14 protein-coding genes are annotated in these 14,272 nt (G+C 48.0%); all 14 read left to right on the forward strand.

Features of this window, described 5'->3' with window-relative positions; all coding sequences use genetic code 11:
* The first annotated feature begins 58 nt into the window (after nt 1-58).
* On the forward strand, nt 59-1,060 hold the full coding sequence (locus HMPREF9469_RS15455) for an N-acetylmuramoyl-L-alanine amidase family protein (RefSeq protein ID WP_007863520.1): 1,002 nt from the start codon (nt 59-61) through the stop codon (nt 1,058-1,060).
* Between the two features lie 129 nt (nt 1,061-1,189).
* Entirely contained in the window at nt 1,190-3,085 is a 1,896-nt protein-coding gene (locus HMPREF9469_RS15460) for a sigma 54-interacting transcriptional regulator (protein WP_007863522.1), read from the forward strand.
* A 212-nt stretch (nt 3,086-3,297) separates the two neighbouring features.
* Nucleotides 3,298-4,488 carry a CaiB/BaiF CoA transferase family protein gene (locus tag HMPREF9469_RS15465; protein WP_007863524.1) on the forward strand — a complete coding sequence of 397 codons (1,191 nt, stop codon included), beginning with the start codon at nt 3,298-3,300 and terminating at the stop codon, nt 4,486-4,488.
* A gap of 28 nt (nt 4,489-4,516) precedes the next feature.
* Nucleotides 4,517-5,419: a hydroxymethylglutaryl-CoA lyase gene (locus HMPREF9469_RS15470; RefSeq protein WP_007863526.1), complete on the forward strand. Its 903-nt coding sequence runs from the start codon at nt 4,517-4,519 to the stop codon at nt 5,417-5,419.
* A gap of 39 nt (nt 5,420-5,458) precedes the next feature.
* Nucleotides 5,459-6,292, forward strand: coding sequence for a transketolase (locus HMPREF9469_RS15475; RefSeq protein ID WP_040416570.1), 834 nt, complete (start codon nt 5,459-5,461; stop codon nt 6,290-6,292).
* Nucleotides 6,276-7,223: a transketolase family protein gene (locus HMPREF9469_RS15480; RefSeq protein WP_416387970.1), complete on the forward strand. Its 948-nt coding sequence runs from the start codon at nt 6,276-6,278 to the stop codon at nt 7,221-7,223. The genes HMPREF9469_RS15475 and HMPREF9469_RS15480 overlap by 17 nt, the downstream gene beginning before the upstream one ends.
* 58 nt (nt 7,224-7,281) lie before the next feature.
* Nucleotides 7,282-8,550, forward strand: a complete 1,269-nt coding sequence (locus HMPREF9469_RS15485; RefSeq protein WP_007863532.1) for an SLC13 family permease — start codon at nt 7,282-7,284, stop codon at nt 8,548-8,550.
* A 46-nt stretch (nt 8,551-8,596) separates the two neighbouring features.
* A complete protein-coding gene (locus HMPREF9469_RS15490) occupies nt 8,597-9,571 on the forward strand; it encodes a D-2-hydroxyacid dehydrogenase (protein ID WP_007863534.1) in 975 nt (324 codons plus the stop codon).
* A gap of 38 nt (nt 9,572-9,609) precedes the next feature.
* Nucleotides 9,610-9,987, forward strand: coding sequence for a VOC family protein (locus HMPREF9469_RS15495; protein WP_007863537.1), 378 nt, complete (start codon nt 9,610-9,612; stop codon nt 9,985-9,987).
* Nucleotides 9,988-10,274: 287 nt separating this feature from the next.
* Nucleotides 10,275-10,538 (forward strand): CD3324 family protein, encoded by a 264-nt coding sequence (locus HMPREF9469_RS15500; RefSeq protein WP_007863539.1) that lies wholly within the window; start codon nt 10,275-10,277, stop codon nt 10,536-10,538.
* Nucleotides 10,539-10,667: 129 nt separating this feature from the next.
* Nucleotides 10,668-11,303 (forward strand): CatB-related O-acetyltransferase, encoded by a 636-nt coding sequence (locus tag HMPREF9469_RS15505; RefSeq protein WP_007863541.1) that lies wholly within the window; start codon nt 10,668-10,670, stop codon nt 11,301-11,303.
* Between the two features lie 2 nt (nt 11,304-11,305).
* The gene (locus HMPREF9469_RS15510; protein WP_007863544.1) at nt 11,306-12,001 is read left to right on the forward strand and encodes an Ntn hydrolase family protein; all 696 of its coding nucleotides are present in this window, start codon (nt 11,306-11,308) and stop codon (nt 11,999-12,001) included.
* 128 nt (nt 12,002-12,129) lie between these two features.
* Nucleotides 12,130-12,795 carry a response regulator transcription factor gene (locus HMPREF9469_RS15515; protein WP_007863546.1) on the forward strand — a complete coding sequence of 222 codons (666 nt, stop codon included), beginning with the start codon at nt 12,130-12,132 and terminating at the stop codon, nt 12,793-12,795.
* A gap of 7 nt (nt 12,796-12,802) precedes the next feature.
* Entirely contained in the window at nt 12,803-14,191 is a 1,389-nt protein-coding gene (locus HMPREF9469_RS15520) for a sensor histidine kinase (RefSeq protein WP_007863548.1), read from the forward strand.
* The last annotated feature ends 81 nt before the right edge of the window (nt 14,192-14,272 follow it).

A 14,272-nucleotide genomic window follows, 5' to 3' on the forward strand; every position in this document is an offset into this window, starting at 1 on the left:
TATGTAACTGGAAATTGTAACTGGAAATAATCCAAATGATAACAGAGAGGGGATCGTTATGAAAAAGCAGAAAGCGTTATGCCTGGTCATGGCAGCTGTTATGACAGTCAGTTCCGGGTTTACTGCATTTGCATCCGACACAAAGATTGACAAAGTTAGGCTGGAATTTTCTTATGGTGAAACTCCTAAAAGCGGGGATGACATAGGTGACATTACGGTAAAGGCAGGGGGAAGTGAATACTATGTGGAGTCCGCGGAATACACCAACTCGGAGAACCAGGATACCTGGACATTAGGTGATGTACCGGAGGTAAAGGTTGAGCTTTCCGCCAGGGATGGCTACCGTTTTTCCTATACAAGCAAAAGCCATTTTACCTTAAACGGATGCAATGCCAAGTTTAAAAGAGCCAAGGTTTATGACAGCGGCGATTATATAGAGGTTTATGCTGAACTGAAGCGGATTGGCGGAAAATTGGAAGGCACATCCAATCTTCAGTGGGAAGATACCGTAGCTGAATGGGATGAGATCGATGGGGCCAAGAGTTATGAGGTAAAGCTGCTTCGCGATGAGAAGACCGTGACAACAGTCAGTACCACGGGTACCTCCTATGATTTTGCGGGTTATTTTAACCGGGAAGGGGATTACACCTTCCGCGTAAGAGCCATCTCAACATACAATGACAAGGCAGGAGAGTGGTCGGACGATTCTGATTCCCTGTCCATTGACGAGGATGAAATTGCAAATTACGGCGGCAGCGGCCGCTGGGTACAGGACGGCACAGGCTGGTGGTATTCCTATGACACCGGCGGTTATCCGGCATCCTGCTGGAAGCAGATCGATGGTGCCTGGTATCACTTTAACAGTTCAGGATATATGCAGACGGGATGGCTGAGACTGGACGGCGAATGGTATTATCTGGCAGGAAACGGAGCCATGATGATCGGATGGCAGGCCATTAACGGAAAGTGGTATTATCTGGGGACGGACGGTGTGATGTATGCGGACACATGGACTCCTGACGGCCGCTATGTGAACGGTTCCGGCGCCTGGGTACAGTAAGTGATTGTCAGGCCGAAAGGTTTTATAATTTGATGGAATAAAAAGAAAAGGACTGAATCCAGGAAAACATTTGATGGATTTGGTCCTTTGTCCTATACTGAAAGAAAACAGACAAAGGAGGAGCATGGGGTGCAGGAAAAAATATGCTGTGTAACATACGGGGAATTGGATCAGCTGGTGCGTCAGGTAATAGACAGCTATAAGGATGAAACCTGCTGTTTTGATATAGTGGAAGGGGTTCGGGAGGAGAACCTGGACCGGATCAACCGTTCTATTTTGGAGGGGGCGGAGATCATAATAGCCGGAGGCGCCAATGCGGAGGTGATCAGGGGATATTTTAAAGTTCCTGTCATCAATTATAAGGTAACATTTTTGGATTATATGCAGGCGGTCCAAACTGGATTCAGGGAAGGGAAAAAGGTGTGTCTGGTAAGCTATATGACACACATGAACAGCCGTCTGAGGGAATATCTGGAGCAGATCCAGCGGCCGGTTATGGAGATTATTTATGAGGATACTGAAGAACTGGAGGAAAAGATAAGGCAGAGTGAAGCGGATGTCTTTGTGGGAAATGGCCTGGCTGTCCAGCTGGCCAACAGCCTTGGACGAAAGGGAGTTATTCTATATTATGGGAAAGACAGTATAGAGGAGTCAATTGAGGAAGCCAGGCGTTTGTTAAGGGAAATACGCAGGGATAAAGAGCGGAATCAGTTTGTAAAAGCAATGATGGAGTACAGCCCCAACGGTGTCCTTTACCTGGATACGGAGAACCGGATCATTGACTGCAACAGGACTGTTTACGAACTGCTGCATAAGCCGTCCGGTATACTCGAAGGGAAGATCATTGAGGATGTACTTCCTGAATGTGTTCCTGAAAACCGGGAAGGGCCGGAATCCATGGTGGTCCAGGTGGATAACCGAACGTATATTGAGCGCTGGATCCCAGTTGATGATGGAAATGGAAATTGTTTTGGCTATATCATTATCCTTGCCTTGTTTTCCGATTACAAGAAGGCGGAACTGGATTACCGGAACAAACAATCTGGGCAGAGAAAAAAACGTGGATTTACAGCTAAGTTCACATTGTCTGATATCATTGGTGATTCCTATCACATGAAAATGGCAAAGGATGAGGCAAAATTATTTGCCCGCAGTGATGCCTCGGTGCTGATCTACGGTGAAACGGGAGTTGGAAAAGAACTGTTTGCCCAAAGTATCCATAATGGATCCCTGCGCAAAAACGGTGCTTTTGTGGCGGTGAATTGTGCGGCTTTGCCGGAGAATCTTTTGGAATCTGAATTATTTGGATATGATGAAGGGGCATTTACAGGAGGCCGCAAGGGCGGAAAAAAGGGACTGTTTGAATTGGCGGAAGGAGGATCCCTGTTTTTGGATGAAATCGGTGAGATATCCCCGGCTCTTCAGGCGCGGCTTCTTCGGGTCCTTCAGGAGAAGGAAATCATGCATGTGGGAGGAGACCGGGTTATCCCGATCAATGTGCGTGTTATAACAGCCACAAATAAGGATTTGGAACATATGCAGGACAGCGGGTTCCGCCGGGATTTACTCTACCGCCTGAATGTACTGGAACTGCATATCCCACCTCTTAAAGCCCGTGAGGATGATGTGATCAAGCTGTTTGATTTTTATTGCAATAAGAAACGAAAACTTGAATCCTGGGATATTGTGCTGACCGAAGATATGAAGAGGATCCTGACATCCTATTCCTGGAGGGGCAATATACGGGAACTTCAGAATGTTTGTGAACGTTTCTGTTTGTATATGGAATGTAGCACCAAGTTTAGTGAAGGCTATGCCAAGCGGTGCATCATAAAAGCAATCGGTGAGAAAAAGCTGGTTCAAGATTTACAGGAAAAATATGGGGATAAGAATAAAAAGGAACTGATTAAGGAGATAAAAAGGCTGTTTTCCTACAATAATGATCAGGTGGGGCAGCTGTTGGGGATCAGCAGGACAACCTTATGGAGGATCCTGAAAGATGAGAAACAGGCTGTAATTGATTGATCCGGTAAGTAATATTAAAAATACATATATGTCAGCATGGGAAATGTTTCAAATTTTTGAAAATTGAAAATTTGAAACATTTTTTTGCGCTTCAGTGGAGGCTATATGAGGTAATAATACGAAAAACCCTGATAAATCCGTACTTTTTTAAAGTTGGCACGCATTTTGCTTTATATAAGTGTACAAATACAAAATTGAAAGGAATGGTAAAAATGAATAAGGGTTTATTAACAGGTGTAAAAGTTCTTGACCTGACACGGGTTCTGGCAGGTCCCTACTGCGGAATGATGCTGGCTGATATGGGCGCGGAGGTTATAAAGATTGAGATGCCGGGCAGAGGTGATGATGCCAGGAAGAATGCCCCCATTGTCAATGGGGAAAGCGCGTATTTCATGAATCTGAACAGGAATAAGCGGGGCATGACCCTGAATCTGAAATCGGAGGAAGGCCGCCGGATCTTTAAGGAGATGGCTGCAAAAAGCGATATCATACTTGAAAATTACAGGCCCGGTGTGATGGAAAAGCTGGGGCTTGGTTATGAAGAACTGCGCAGGATCAATCCCGCCATTGTATATGGCGCCGTATCGGGCTTCGGACATTACGGACCGTATTCCCAGCGGGCCGGGTATGACATTATCGGCCAGGCCATGAGCGGCCTTATGAGTACCACCGGATGGCCGGGAGGACAGCCTACCAGAACAGGAACCGCTATCTCTGATGTAATGGGCGGTATCAGCTGTTGTACCGGAGTGCTGGCAGCCTATGTTAACCGGCTTAAAACAGGGGAGGGAGACAAGGTGGATGTATCGCTGGTGGATTCCATGGTGTCTTCATTGGAGATCATCAATATGATTTATTTGTGCACAGGCAGGGTTCCGGATCGTATCGGCAACCGGTATGAGGCAATCTATCCCTACGATACCTTTGAAGCATCGGACGGCATGGTCATCATAGCATGTGGCAATGATAAACTTTATGGACTGCTCAAGGGAGTACTTCAGATCCCGGAACTGGAAGCGGAGGAGTTTGGTGACAATATCAAACGTGTACAGAACCATGCAAAGCTGAAGCCCATAATTGAAGCCTGGACTGGTAAAAAGACGATTGACGATGTGGTGGAAACGCTTCTGGCAGCCGGGATACCGGCCAGCCCCGTAAATACCATTGACAGGGTTGTGAAGGATCCTCACATTGCGGGAGCCAGGGAAATGTTTGTGGAACTGGAGCATCCGGTAGCGGGAAAAATGAAGGTTACAGGCAACCAGTTAAAGTTTACCAACAATAAAATAGCGATCGATACCCCGGCTCCTCTTTTGGGACAGCACACAGAGGAAATCCTGAAGGAGTTCCTGGGAACCAGCCATGAGGAGTATGAGAAGCTGACAGAAGAGGGAGTATTTTAGCCAGGGACGGAAAGGAGCGTTTAAGATTATGAAAGCAAAGGTAGTTGAGATCGGACCAAGGGACGGATTTCAGAATGTTAAGGAGTTCATACCCACAGAGATAAAGCTTCAGATCATTGACGGACTGGTACAGTCAGGTTTTAAGAAGATACAGGTGACCTCCTTTGTAAGCGAGAAGGCCATTCCGCAGATGAAGGATGCGGCCGTGATCGCGGATCGGGTCTTACATAAGTATGAAGGCGTGGATTTCTTTGCGCTGGTACCCAACTTTTATGGGGCCAGATCGGCTGTTGCCGCAGGGCTTAAGGAGATAACACCGGTTATTTCCCTAAGTGAGTCCCATAACAGGGCCAATGTAAAACGTACGGTGGATGAGTCTGTGGAAGAAATAAAGAAGATACGCCAGACATTCCCGGACATCCGTATAACCCAGGATATTGCATGTGTATTCGGATGCCCATTTGAAGGGGAGATGCCGGTGGAGGCTTTGCTGCTGCTGGTAGGAAGGCTTAAGGAGATCGGCGTGGACGCATTTACACTCTGCGATACCGTAGGGCTGGCTTACCCTGCCCTGGTTGAACGCATATTTAAGGCAGTGAAGTCAGAATTTCCGGGGATGGAATTTAACGCCCACATTCACGACACAAGGAACATGGGAATCCTTAACAGCTATGTGGCCCTTGGAAGCGGAGCAGACAGTATCCAGGCAGCGGTTGGCGGTCTGGGCGGCTGTCCCTTTGCGCCCGGTGCGACAGGCAACACCTCCAGCGAGGATCTGGTCTATATGCTGAACCACTGTGGGTATGATACGGGAATCGACTTTGATAAGCTGCTTGACGCAGCAAGATTTGCGAAAGAACACATTGACGGTAATTTCAGCGGACACCAGATTCATATTTCCCCAAATCCATGTGTGGTGACACAGGAGTAGGGGACAGGCACAGCAAAAGGCTTATTATTCAAGAGGAGAATGGAATTGAAACAGGAAGTAAAAGATATCTGTGTTCAGATCAGAAAAGATATTATCAACATGGTTTATGACGCTGGATCCGGGCATCCGGGAGGTTCCCTTTCAGGGGTAGAGATCATGGCAGCCCTTTATTTTACGGATCTGTTCCGGTGCGATACAATGAACCCCGACTGGAAGGAACGTGACCGCTTTGTGTTGTCCAAAGGCCATGCCAGCCCATTAATATACAGTGTGCTGTGCAGAAAGGGGTTCTTCAGGGAGGAGGAACTTAAAACCTTCCGAAAAATTGGGACGATCCTCCAGGGCCATCCCCACAGGCAGCAGGTGCCGGGGCTGGACAGCTCCGGCGGTTCCCTGGGGCAAGGTCTTTCCATCGCCAACGGAATGGCCCTGGGATACAGGATGCAGGGCATTGAAGGCAGGTGCTATTGCCTTCTGGGCGATGGGGAGATCCAGGAAGGGCAGGTGTGGGAGGCCGCTATGACAGCGGCCCAGCAGAAACTGGACCATGTATGCGCCATAGTGGATAACAACCATGTACAGCTGGACGGAATGACGGCGGATGTGTGCTGCGTGGAACCGGTGGCCGACAAATGGCGCTCCTTTGGATGGAATGTGATCACGGTTGACGGTCACGACCTGGATGCATTATACGCGGCATACCGGTCGGCCGGGGAGACAAAGGGACGCCCCACCGTTCTGGTGGCGGAAACCATAAAGGGAAAAGGAGTATCCTTTATGGAAGGGCAGGCAGGCTGGCACGGTGCAGTGCCCAATGAGGAGCAGTATAAGCAGGCAATGACGGAAATAGAAGGAGGTGGAAAGGTTGGATAGGATACCGCCCAGGGATGGATATGGAAAAGCATTGTTACGATTAGTGGAAACTGATGAGAGGATCGTGGTATTGGATGCGGATGTGGCCAAGTCCACCAGGACAGAGTGGATTAAAACAGCAAAGCCAAAACGGTTCATTGACATGGGGATTTCGGAACAGGATATGGTGGGTACGGCGGCGGGGCTGGCGCTTTCGGGAATGATACCCTTTGCAACTACATACAGCGTATTTCTGGCTGGACGGGCATGGGATCAGATCCGCACAACCGTCCTGTACAGCGGATGTAATGTGAAGCTGGCAGGCGCCCATGCCGGGATCAATGTGGGTCCTGACGGGGCAACACATCAGGCTATGGAGGATGCAGGCATTATGAGGGGGCTGCCGGGAATGACAGTGGTGGTTCCCTGTGACGCCATTGAAACGGAAAAGGCAACCATGGCCATTGCTGCATTAAACGGCCCTGCCTTTATACGGTTCGGACGGGAGGCCATGCCAGTTGTCACCAGTGAGGATACGGAGTTTGAACTGGGAAAGGCACGGCTGGTATCAGAGGGCGATGATGTTGTGATATTTGCCAACGGCCCCATGGTATATGAAGCCATGGAAGCGGGACAGGAATTGTTGAAAGGCGGGATCCATGCTATGATTGTAGATGTCCATACCATAAAGCCCCTGGACTGTGAATGTATTGTAAATGCAGCCAGGAAAACAGGGGCGGTGGTAACTGCTGAGGACCATCAGGATATAGGCGGTCTGGGGAGTGCGGTGTGTGAGTGCCTTAGCGGAGAATACCCAGTGCCTGTGATCAGAGTAGGGCTTCACAACACCTTTGGAGAGTCGGGACAGGCAGGTGAACTGATGGAAAAGTATGGGATAAGCAAAAGCCATATCATCAGCGCAGTCAAAAGAGCATTGGAGTTAAAACGTTGAATCGCATTATATTAGAGATTGTGAAGTATTATCAAATCACAAAAAGCAGGGGGTAAGAATGATGGATATTGGGTTGACCGCACTGTTGCTGCTGCTGTTAGTGGTAGTATTAGGGTTCTGGCGCAAAGTAAATGTAGGACTTCTGGCAATTGCAGGAGCTGCTGTTTTAGGTTATGCATCCGGGCAGTTTTCCGGGAAACAGATTATAGGAGGATTCAGCGCGTCACTTTTTATGACGCTGCTGGGCGTCACTTTATTCTTTGGGATCATACAGGAAAATGGCTGTATCGAGTTTGTAATGCGGCGCATGGTTGGGGTGTTCGGAAAGCAGATATGGATGGCGCCTGTTCTGGTATTTGCCATGGGATTTATTGTGGCAGCCATCGGGCCGGGATGCGTACCGGCCATGGCATTTGCGGCGGCCATGGCAGTTCCTCTGGCGCATGAAACAGGATATCATCCCGTGATGCTGCTGGTAATCGGCAATCTTGGAACCTACTCGGGCAGGTTTTCTCCCATCACCCCGGAGGGAATCCTTATTAGAAGCCTGTTGGAAGAACAGGGGCTATCTATATCCATTACGTCTCTGATACTTAACACTTTGATAGGAAACCTGGTATTATTCCTGATTGTGTTTGCGGCTTATAAAGGATTTCGCGTTAAGGCCTCGGACGGAATAAAAATAGAGTGTGAAAAGGAGAAAATGCGGGCGGATCAGGTGATCGCCCTGATCAGTGTTGCGGTTATGATCCTTCTGGTTATTTTTGTAAACATGGACGTGGGCCTTGCGTCATTTCTGGTATCAGCCGTTCTGATCCTGTTGCGGATAGGAGATGAAAAGAAAGCAGTTGGAAGTGTTCCCTGGAATACACTGCTTCTGGTGTGCGGGGTAGGTGTTCTCATGAACCTTGTAATCAGTACGGGCGGGATCGATATGCTGGCCAATTCCATGTCATCCATTATGACATCGGGAACAGCAGCCGGTATCATGGGTGTAGTATCAGCGGTTATGTCATGGTTTTCATCAGCGATCGGAGTTGTTTTCCCCACATTGATTCCAACGGTGGGAACCATTGTGAATAATGTGGGAGGCGGTGTACAGACAGCGGAGATGGTAAGTGTGATCGCCCTCTTTGCGTCCGTAGCAGGATTGAGTCCGGCTTCGACCGGCGGCGCCATTATCATGGGAGCCTGTGGAGCGGACGAAGAGTTTAACCGCCGGTATCCGGGAGATAAGCTGTTCGCACAGCTTCTGGCCTGGGCCTTTATCACAATTGGCGTGCTGGCGGTAATGGCGTTTGCAGGAGTGTTTGGCTGGTTTGGATAGCAGAAGCTGGAAAATATGAAGAAACATAGTTGATTTGGAGGTAAAGATGAAGATTGTAGTGCTTGACGGATATACCCTGAATCCGGGAGACCTGGACTGGAACAGTTTCAATGCATTGGGGGACTGCGTGGTGTATGACCGCACCTCCAAGACAGAAGAGAGGGAGATCATTGAACGGATAGGGGATGCAGAGGCTGTATTTACCAATAAGACCCCACTATCAAAAAGCATATTTGACGCATGCCCGGCCATACGGTTTGTTGGCGTATTGGCAACCGGGTATAATGTTGTGGATATCCAGGCAGCAAAAGAAAGGGGGATCATTGTTTCCAATATCCCATCCTATGGCACCAGTGCAGTTGGGCAGTTTGCCATTGGCCTGCTTTTGGAAATATGTCATCATATAGGTTATCATGACAAGGCTGTACATGAAGGGGCCTGGATGCGCAATATGGATTGGTGTTTCTGGGATTATCCCTTAATCGAACTGGAGGGAAAAACCATGGGGATTGTGGGATTTGGACGTATCGGCCAGATGACAGGCAAGGTTGCCAGGGCTATGGGAATGAAGGTGATCGCCAATGACCGGTTTGAGAATGAGAGCGGACGCGGGATCGCCGACTATGTGGACCGGGAAACGCTTTTTAGGACCTCTGATGTGATTGCCCTTCACTGTCCCCTGTTTCCGGATACGGAGAGGATGATTAACCGGGAAAATATAGGGAAAATGAAAGACGGCGTGATCATATTAAATAATTCCAGAGGCCAGCTGGTTGTGGAACAGGATCTTGCGGATGCTCTGAATTCCGGCAAAGTATACGCAGCCGGACTGGATGTGGTTTCAGAGGAGCCCATACAGCCGGATAATCCTCTGTTGGGGGCAAGGAACTGTATCATTACTCCTCATATATCCTGGGCCCCTAAGGAATCCAGGGCCCGGCTGATGGCATTGGCGGTGGATAATCTGCGGGCATTCATGGAGGGCAAGCCGGTCAATGTGGTGAATCCTTCCATTAAGTAAGGCCGGAAAAATTGATATAGGATGAAAGGAAACCAAGTTTGAGAGTAAAAGGCTTTGACCATATAGTGATCACAACAGGGAATCTAAAAGCGTGCCTTCATTTCTATGTGGATATACTTGGCATGGAGCTGGATGAAAGGAACAACAGATGCGAGCTCAGGTTCGGTAACCAGAAGATCAACATCCACAGAAAAGCGGCGGAGTTTCTGCCCGCAGCCAGGAATGTTACATATGGCAGTCAGGATATCTGTTTGATCATCGAGGGCAGCATAGAAGAGGCGATGGAGGAACTTAGGCGCAAAAGAGTGGAGATAGAACTGGGCATTGTTGACAGAACGGGTGCCTGTGGGCCGATCTCCAGTATTTATCTGCGTGACCCGGACGGAAATTTGGTGGAGATCAGCACTTATAAATGATCTCAGGCACGGGAAACTGGCCAGGTGTTTCTGTCCCCGGTTCATTGATGAGGCTATAAGCTGGAGTTCCTTGAATTATACGAATTAAAATGTTATACTTGTAACCGTTAGGAAACGATCAGTTCATATCGGCGGTGAAAATCATGTGCATAAACAAGAAAAAGAAAAACAAAGTATGGCTCCATGCAAAGCCAGTATAAGCGACACTTGCATGGAGTAATCTTATTGTCGCTGTCATAATAATGCTGGCTTTGCTGCTTGACTATATCGATCAAGGAGGAAGCCGCATGAAATACATAAATGCAACTACAATTCTTCCGGATATGTTGATCCAGGAACTGCAAAAATATGTTCAGGCGGGTTATATCTATATCCCTGCCAAAGATGAACAGCATAAATCCTGGGGCGAATTATCCGGCTGCCGGAAGGAACTTGGCAAACGCAATAAAGCTATCATTGAAAAACACCGGAATGGGGTTTCAATGGAAGAACTTGCTGATGAATACTATCTTTCGGTATATGCCATAAGAAAAATAATATATCAGAAATGATGATGGAGAGCTGTCGAAAAGGCAGCTCTCTTTTTCTACTGATCGCTTCGGTGCCATTTGGTGTATTGAGAGTACATTTCCTCCGGAGTACAATCATTGTAAATAATTAGCTGACAGGAGGATTGTAAAATGGCTGATTCAAAAAAGTTATATCCAAGAACAGGGGATACACAGACCATCTATCTTAAAAATGCGATTACCAGCCCTGACATAGTGGTGGGCGATTATACGATGTATAATGATTTTGCAGACAACCCAATCAAGTTTGAACAGAATAATGTGCTGTACCATTATCCTATCAATCATGACAGGCTTTTGATCGGAAAATTTTGCTCCATTGCCTGCGGTGCGAAATTTCTTTTCAACAGTGCGAATCATACAATGGATTCGTTATCTACCTATCCATTCCCTCTGTTTTTTGAAGAATGGGAACTTGAGAAAAAGGATGTTGCAAAAAGCTGGGATAACAAAGGGGACATTATTATTGGAAATGATGTTTGGATTGGTTACGAAGCTGTGATATTGGCAGGCGTTACCATCGGCAATGGGGCAATTATAGGCGCCCGCGCTGTTGTGACCAAAGATGTGCCGCCATATACCATTGTTGGAGGCGTACCAGCCAAACCCATCAAAAAGCGCTTTGACAATAAGACCATTTCTGAACTGTTGGATATCCAATGGTGGAATTGGCCGGATGAAACGATTGCCCAAAATATCAAAGCAATACAATCAGGGAATATGGAACAGATTAGCAGGAGGATTTGATCATGTGTACGAGATTTGTTTATAATGGAAATGATACGATTACAGGGTTTAATTTTGATATAGACCTTTCGGTTTGGACACATACCGTTATCAAAGAAAAAGACCGGTTTTATATCGGAATAAAAATGCCTGACGGCGATTATCATTCCTTTCATGGAGTCAATAAGAACGGAAATACGGGCACGCTGCTGTATGTGAATGGCAATGAAAATGGAAAACATGCGGACGGCAGAACCTGCTGCACCATTTCTGAGCTGACTGAAAACTTTATTAAAGGCGAAATCTCACTTGATGACGCGCTTAATATAGTGCAAAACAGCAAAGTTGTTTATGCTCCGGATACCACGATGCAGGCTATGCTTTCGGATAGAAACGGGCGTGTACTTATCATAGAGCCTGGATTGGGATACCGGTTAGAGCGGACAAGGTATTCTCTGATTACAAACTACTCGGTGTTGCGTCCGGAAACAACCAGGCCTTATATTGTATCTGGAGATGACAGATTTGAAAGAGGCGTCAAACAGCTTGAGGTCTGTGATGATGAGTTTTCCGTTGCGGAAGCATTCCGCGTATTAAAATCTGTAAAGCAGGAAGGATTATGGGCAACCAGAGTATCTTTTGTATATTCAGTTGGCGGGAATAAGGTTTACTATGTTCTCAATAATGACTTTGAACATATGGAAGAGTATGGGTTTTAAAAGAGACGGCATAGAAAATCCGCAGGCCAGGCTGTAATCTTCATAATATTGTAATGAGATTATCAATTGTGGCTTGCCGGAGAAACATGGTATACTGATTCTGACTACAAAAGCAGGAGAGAGCGGCCATGGATAAAAACAGGATTTTGATCATAGAGGATGAAGCTTCCATTCGGGAGCTGCTTGCCATGAATCTGGAGGCGGTGGGATATGAGGTGGATCTGGCAGAGGACGGTGTTAAGGCGGAACAAAAAATCCTTGCAGACCAAGGCTTATATGACCTGGCCCTGGTGGATGTGATGCTGCCCGGGCCCGGAGGGTTTGACCTGATCGGGAGCTTGAACCAGAAGGAGATCCCCTGTATCTTTCTCACAGCCAAGGCGGATGTGGCCTCCAAGGTAAAGGGGCTGCGTCTGGGGGCGGAGGATTATATGGTAAAGCCCTTTGAGATGATGGAACTTTTTGCCAGGGTGGAAAATGTCTTAAAGAGAAGGAAGAAACTAAAGGATTTTATGGAGATTGACAAATGCAGGATCGATCTGTCCAGCCATAAGGTATATGAGGAGGGGGAGGAGATCTCCCTAAAACCCATGGAATATGACCTGTTCCTCTTTTTCTGCAGGAACCAGAACGTGGCATTTACCAGAAACCAGCTGCTTGACAGGATATGGGGAGGGGATTACGGCGGTGAGACCAGGACCGTGGATGTCCATGTGGCCAGCCTTCGCAGGAAGCTGAAGGCTGGGAGCAGGATACAGACCATTCCAAAGCTGGGATACCGCCTGGAGGTGTAGGGTATAGATGAAGCTTACGAAAAAATTAGTTATCATACTGTTGTCAGGACTCGGAGCCGGGTTTCTGGCTATCAGTACCGCAGCTGTATGGCAGATGCGTTCCCAAAGCATAGCCATGGCCGTGGACAATTATGGAAAGCAGATGGACTCCATTGCCTATGCATTTTCTGAGATCGGCACAAGGGATGAGTTTGAAAACCTGGGGGACATTGCGGCGGAGGCATATCTTAAATACCAGTTCCGCAAGTGTTACAAGGAGGGGTATGCCCTTCTTAAGGGGAATGAGTGCCTTGTAAATCTTACGGATTATGAAATCCTTTCCCCGTCCGAGCTTGGGGAGGAACATATGATCCAGCATCTTGGTACCAGATCAGTCCTCCTGATGAAGCGGGAGGTCAGCCAGTTCCCCGGCTATCAGGTGCTGATGACCCAGGATATTACCCCGTATTATCAGGAGATAGAGCGTCAGGGAACGCATCTGCTTGTGCTCTGCGGTCTGATCTGGGCTGTCGCCGGAGCCGGAGTGTCTGTTTTGGTCCACAGGGCATTGAAACCCTTACGGCGGCTGACAAAGGCAGCTGAGAAGATCGGAGAGGGAAATCTGGATGAGCGGGTTCCTGTGGAGAGCCGGGACGAAATCGGGGAGTTTGCACAGGTTTTTAACCAGATGACCAAGAAGGTGGAAGGGCAGGTGGAGGATCTGCAGCTGCTTCTGGGGGCATTGGCCCATGAGATCAAGACACCTATGACAGCTGTGATCGGGTATTCCGACAGCCTGCTCCATGTGAAGTTGTCCGAGGAAAACCGGAAACGGGCCCTGGAACAGATCCACCATGCAGGTCTTAGACTGGAACGCCTTTCCGCTAAAATGCTGAATTTTCTGGGTACATATGAGAATGATGAGGTTCAGTTTGAAGAACTTGGCGTGGAAGCCCTGTTTCAGGAAGTGATCAGGGAAACGGAACCCTTGTGGAGCCGGAAGGGAGTTGTGGTGGAGGCGGAAACAGGGGATGGTGCGCCTGAGTCTGTGAACGGGGACAGGGAACTGTTGCTCACTCTTTTAAATAACCTGGTGCACAACGGAATAAAGGCCTCAGCACCGGGAAACCGTATCCGGCTCAGGGCAGATCAGGGCGTTTTATCCGTATGGGATGAGGGCTGCGGTATTCCTGAAAAGGATCTGCCCCATGTGAAAGAGGCATTTTATATGGCGGATAAATCCAGGAGCGGAAGTGAGGGCGGTTCCGGTCTGGGTCTGGCTCTTTGCGAGCGGATCGCACGCCTGCATGGAATGGAGATGAAGATTGAATCTGTGAGTGAGGGGGATGGGAAGGGGAAGGACCGGCCCAGGGGGACCGTGGTATTCCTTTATCTTCCGGACGGATATGGCCGGTGACCTGTTTACAAAACGTTTACATTTTGATGAGGACTTTGCCGTCCAAACCGGATACAATGGGCTTATCAAAAAGAAAAGGAG

This window comes from [Clostridium] citroniae WAL-17108, from assembly GCF_000233455.1.
Taxonomy (GTDB): Bacteria; Bacillota; Clostridia; order Lachnospirales; family Lachnospiraceae; genus Enterocloster; species Enterocloster citroniae.

What these genes read in the sequence shown, in the direction of transcription:
- HMPREF9469_RS15455 (WP_007863520.1), top strand. Translation starts at nt 59, where the DNA reads ATGAAAAAGCAGAAAGCGTTATGCCTGGTCATGGCAGCTGTTATGACA.
- HMPREF9469_RS15465 (WP_007863524.1), top strand. Translation starts at nt 3,298, where the DNA reads ATGAATAAGGGTTTATTAACAGGTGTAAAAGTTCTTGACCTGACACGG.
- HMPREF9469_RS15470 (WP_007863526.1), top strand. Translation starts at nt 4,517, where the DNA reads ATGAAAGCAAAGGTAGTTGAGATCGGACCAAGGGACGGATTTCAGAAT.
- HMPREF9469_RS15475 (WP_040416570.1), top strand. Translation starts at nt 5,459, where the DNA reads ATGGAATTGAAACAGGAAGTAAAAGATATCTGTGTTCAGATCAGAAAA.
- HMPREF9469_RS15485 (WP_007863532.1), top strand. Translation starts at nt 7,282, where the DNA reads ATGATGGATATTGGGTTGACCGCACTGTTGCTGCTGCTGTTAGTGGTA.
- HMPREF9469_RS15490 (WP_007863534.1), top strand. Translation starts at nt 8,597, where the DNA reads ATGAAGATTGTAGTGCTTGACGGATATACCCTGAATCCGGGAGACCTG.
- HMPREF9469_RS15500 (WP_007863539.1), top strand. Translation starts at nt 10,275, where the DNA reads ATGAAATACATAAATGCAACTACAATTCTTCCGGATATGTTGATCCAG.
- HMPREF9469_RS15505 (WP_007863541.1), top strand. Translation starts at nt 10,668, where the DNA reads ATGGCTGATTCAAAAAAGTTATATCCAAGAACAGGGGATACACAGACC.
- HMPREF9469_RS15510 (WP_007863544.1), top strand. Translation starts at nt 11,306, where the DNA reads ATGTGTACGAGATTTGTTTATAATGGAAATGATACGATTACAGGGTTT.
- HMPREF9469_RS15515 (WP_007863546.1), top strand. Translation starts at nt 12,130, where the DNA reads ATGGATAAAAACAGGATTTTGATCATAGAGGATGAAGCTTCCATTCGG.
- HMPREF9469_RS15520 (WP_007863548.1), top strand. Translation starts at nt 12,803, where the DNA reads ATGAAGCTTACGAAAAAATTAGTTATCATACTGTTGTCAGGACTCGGA.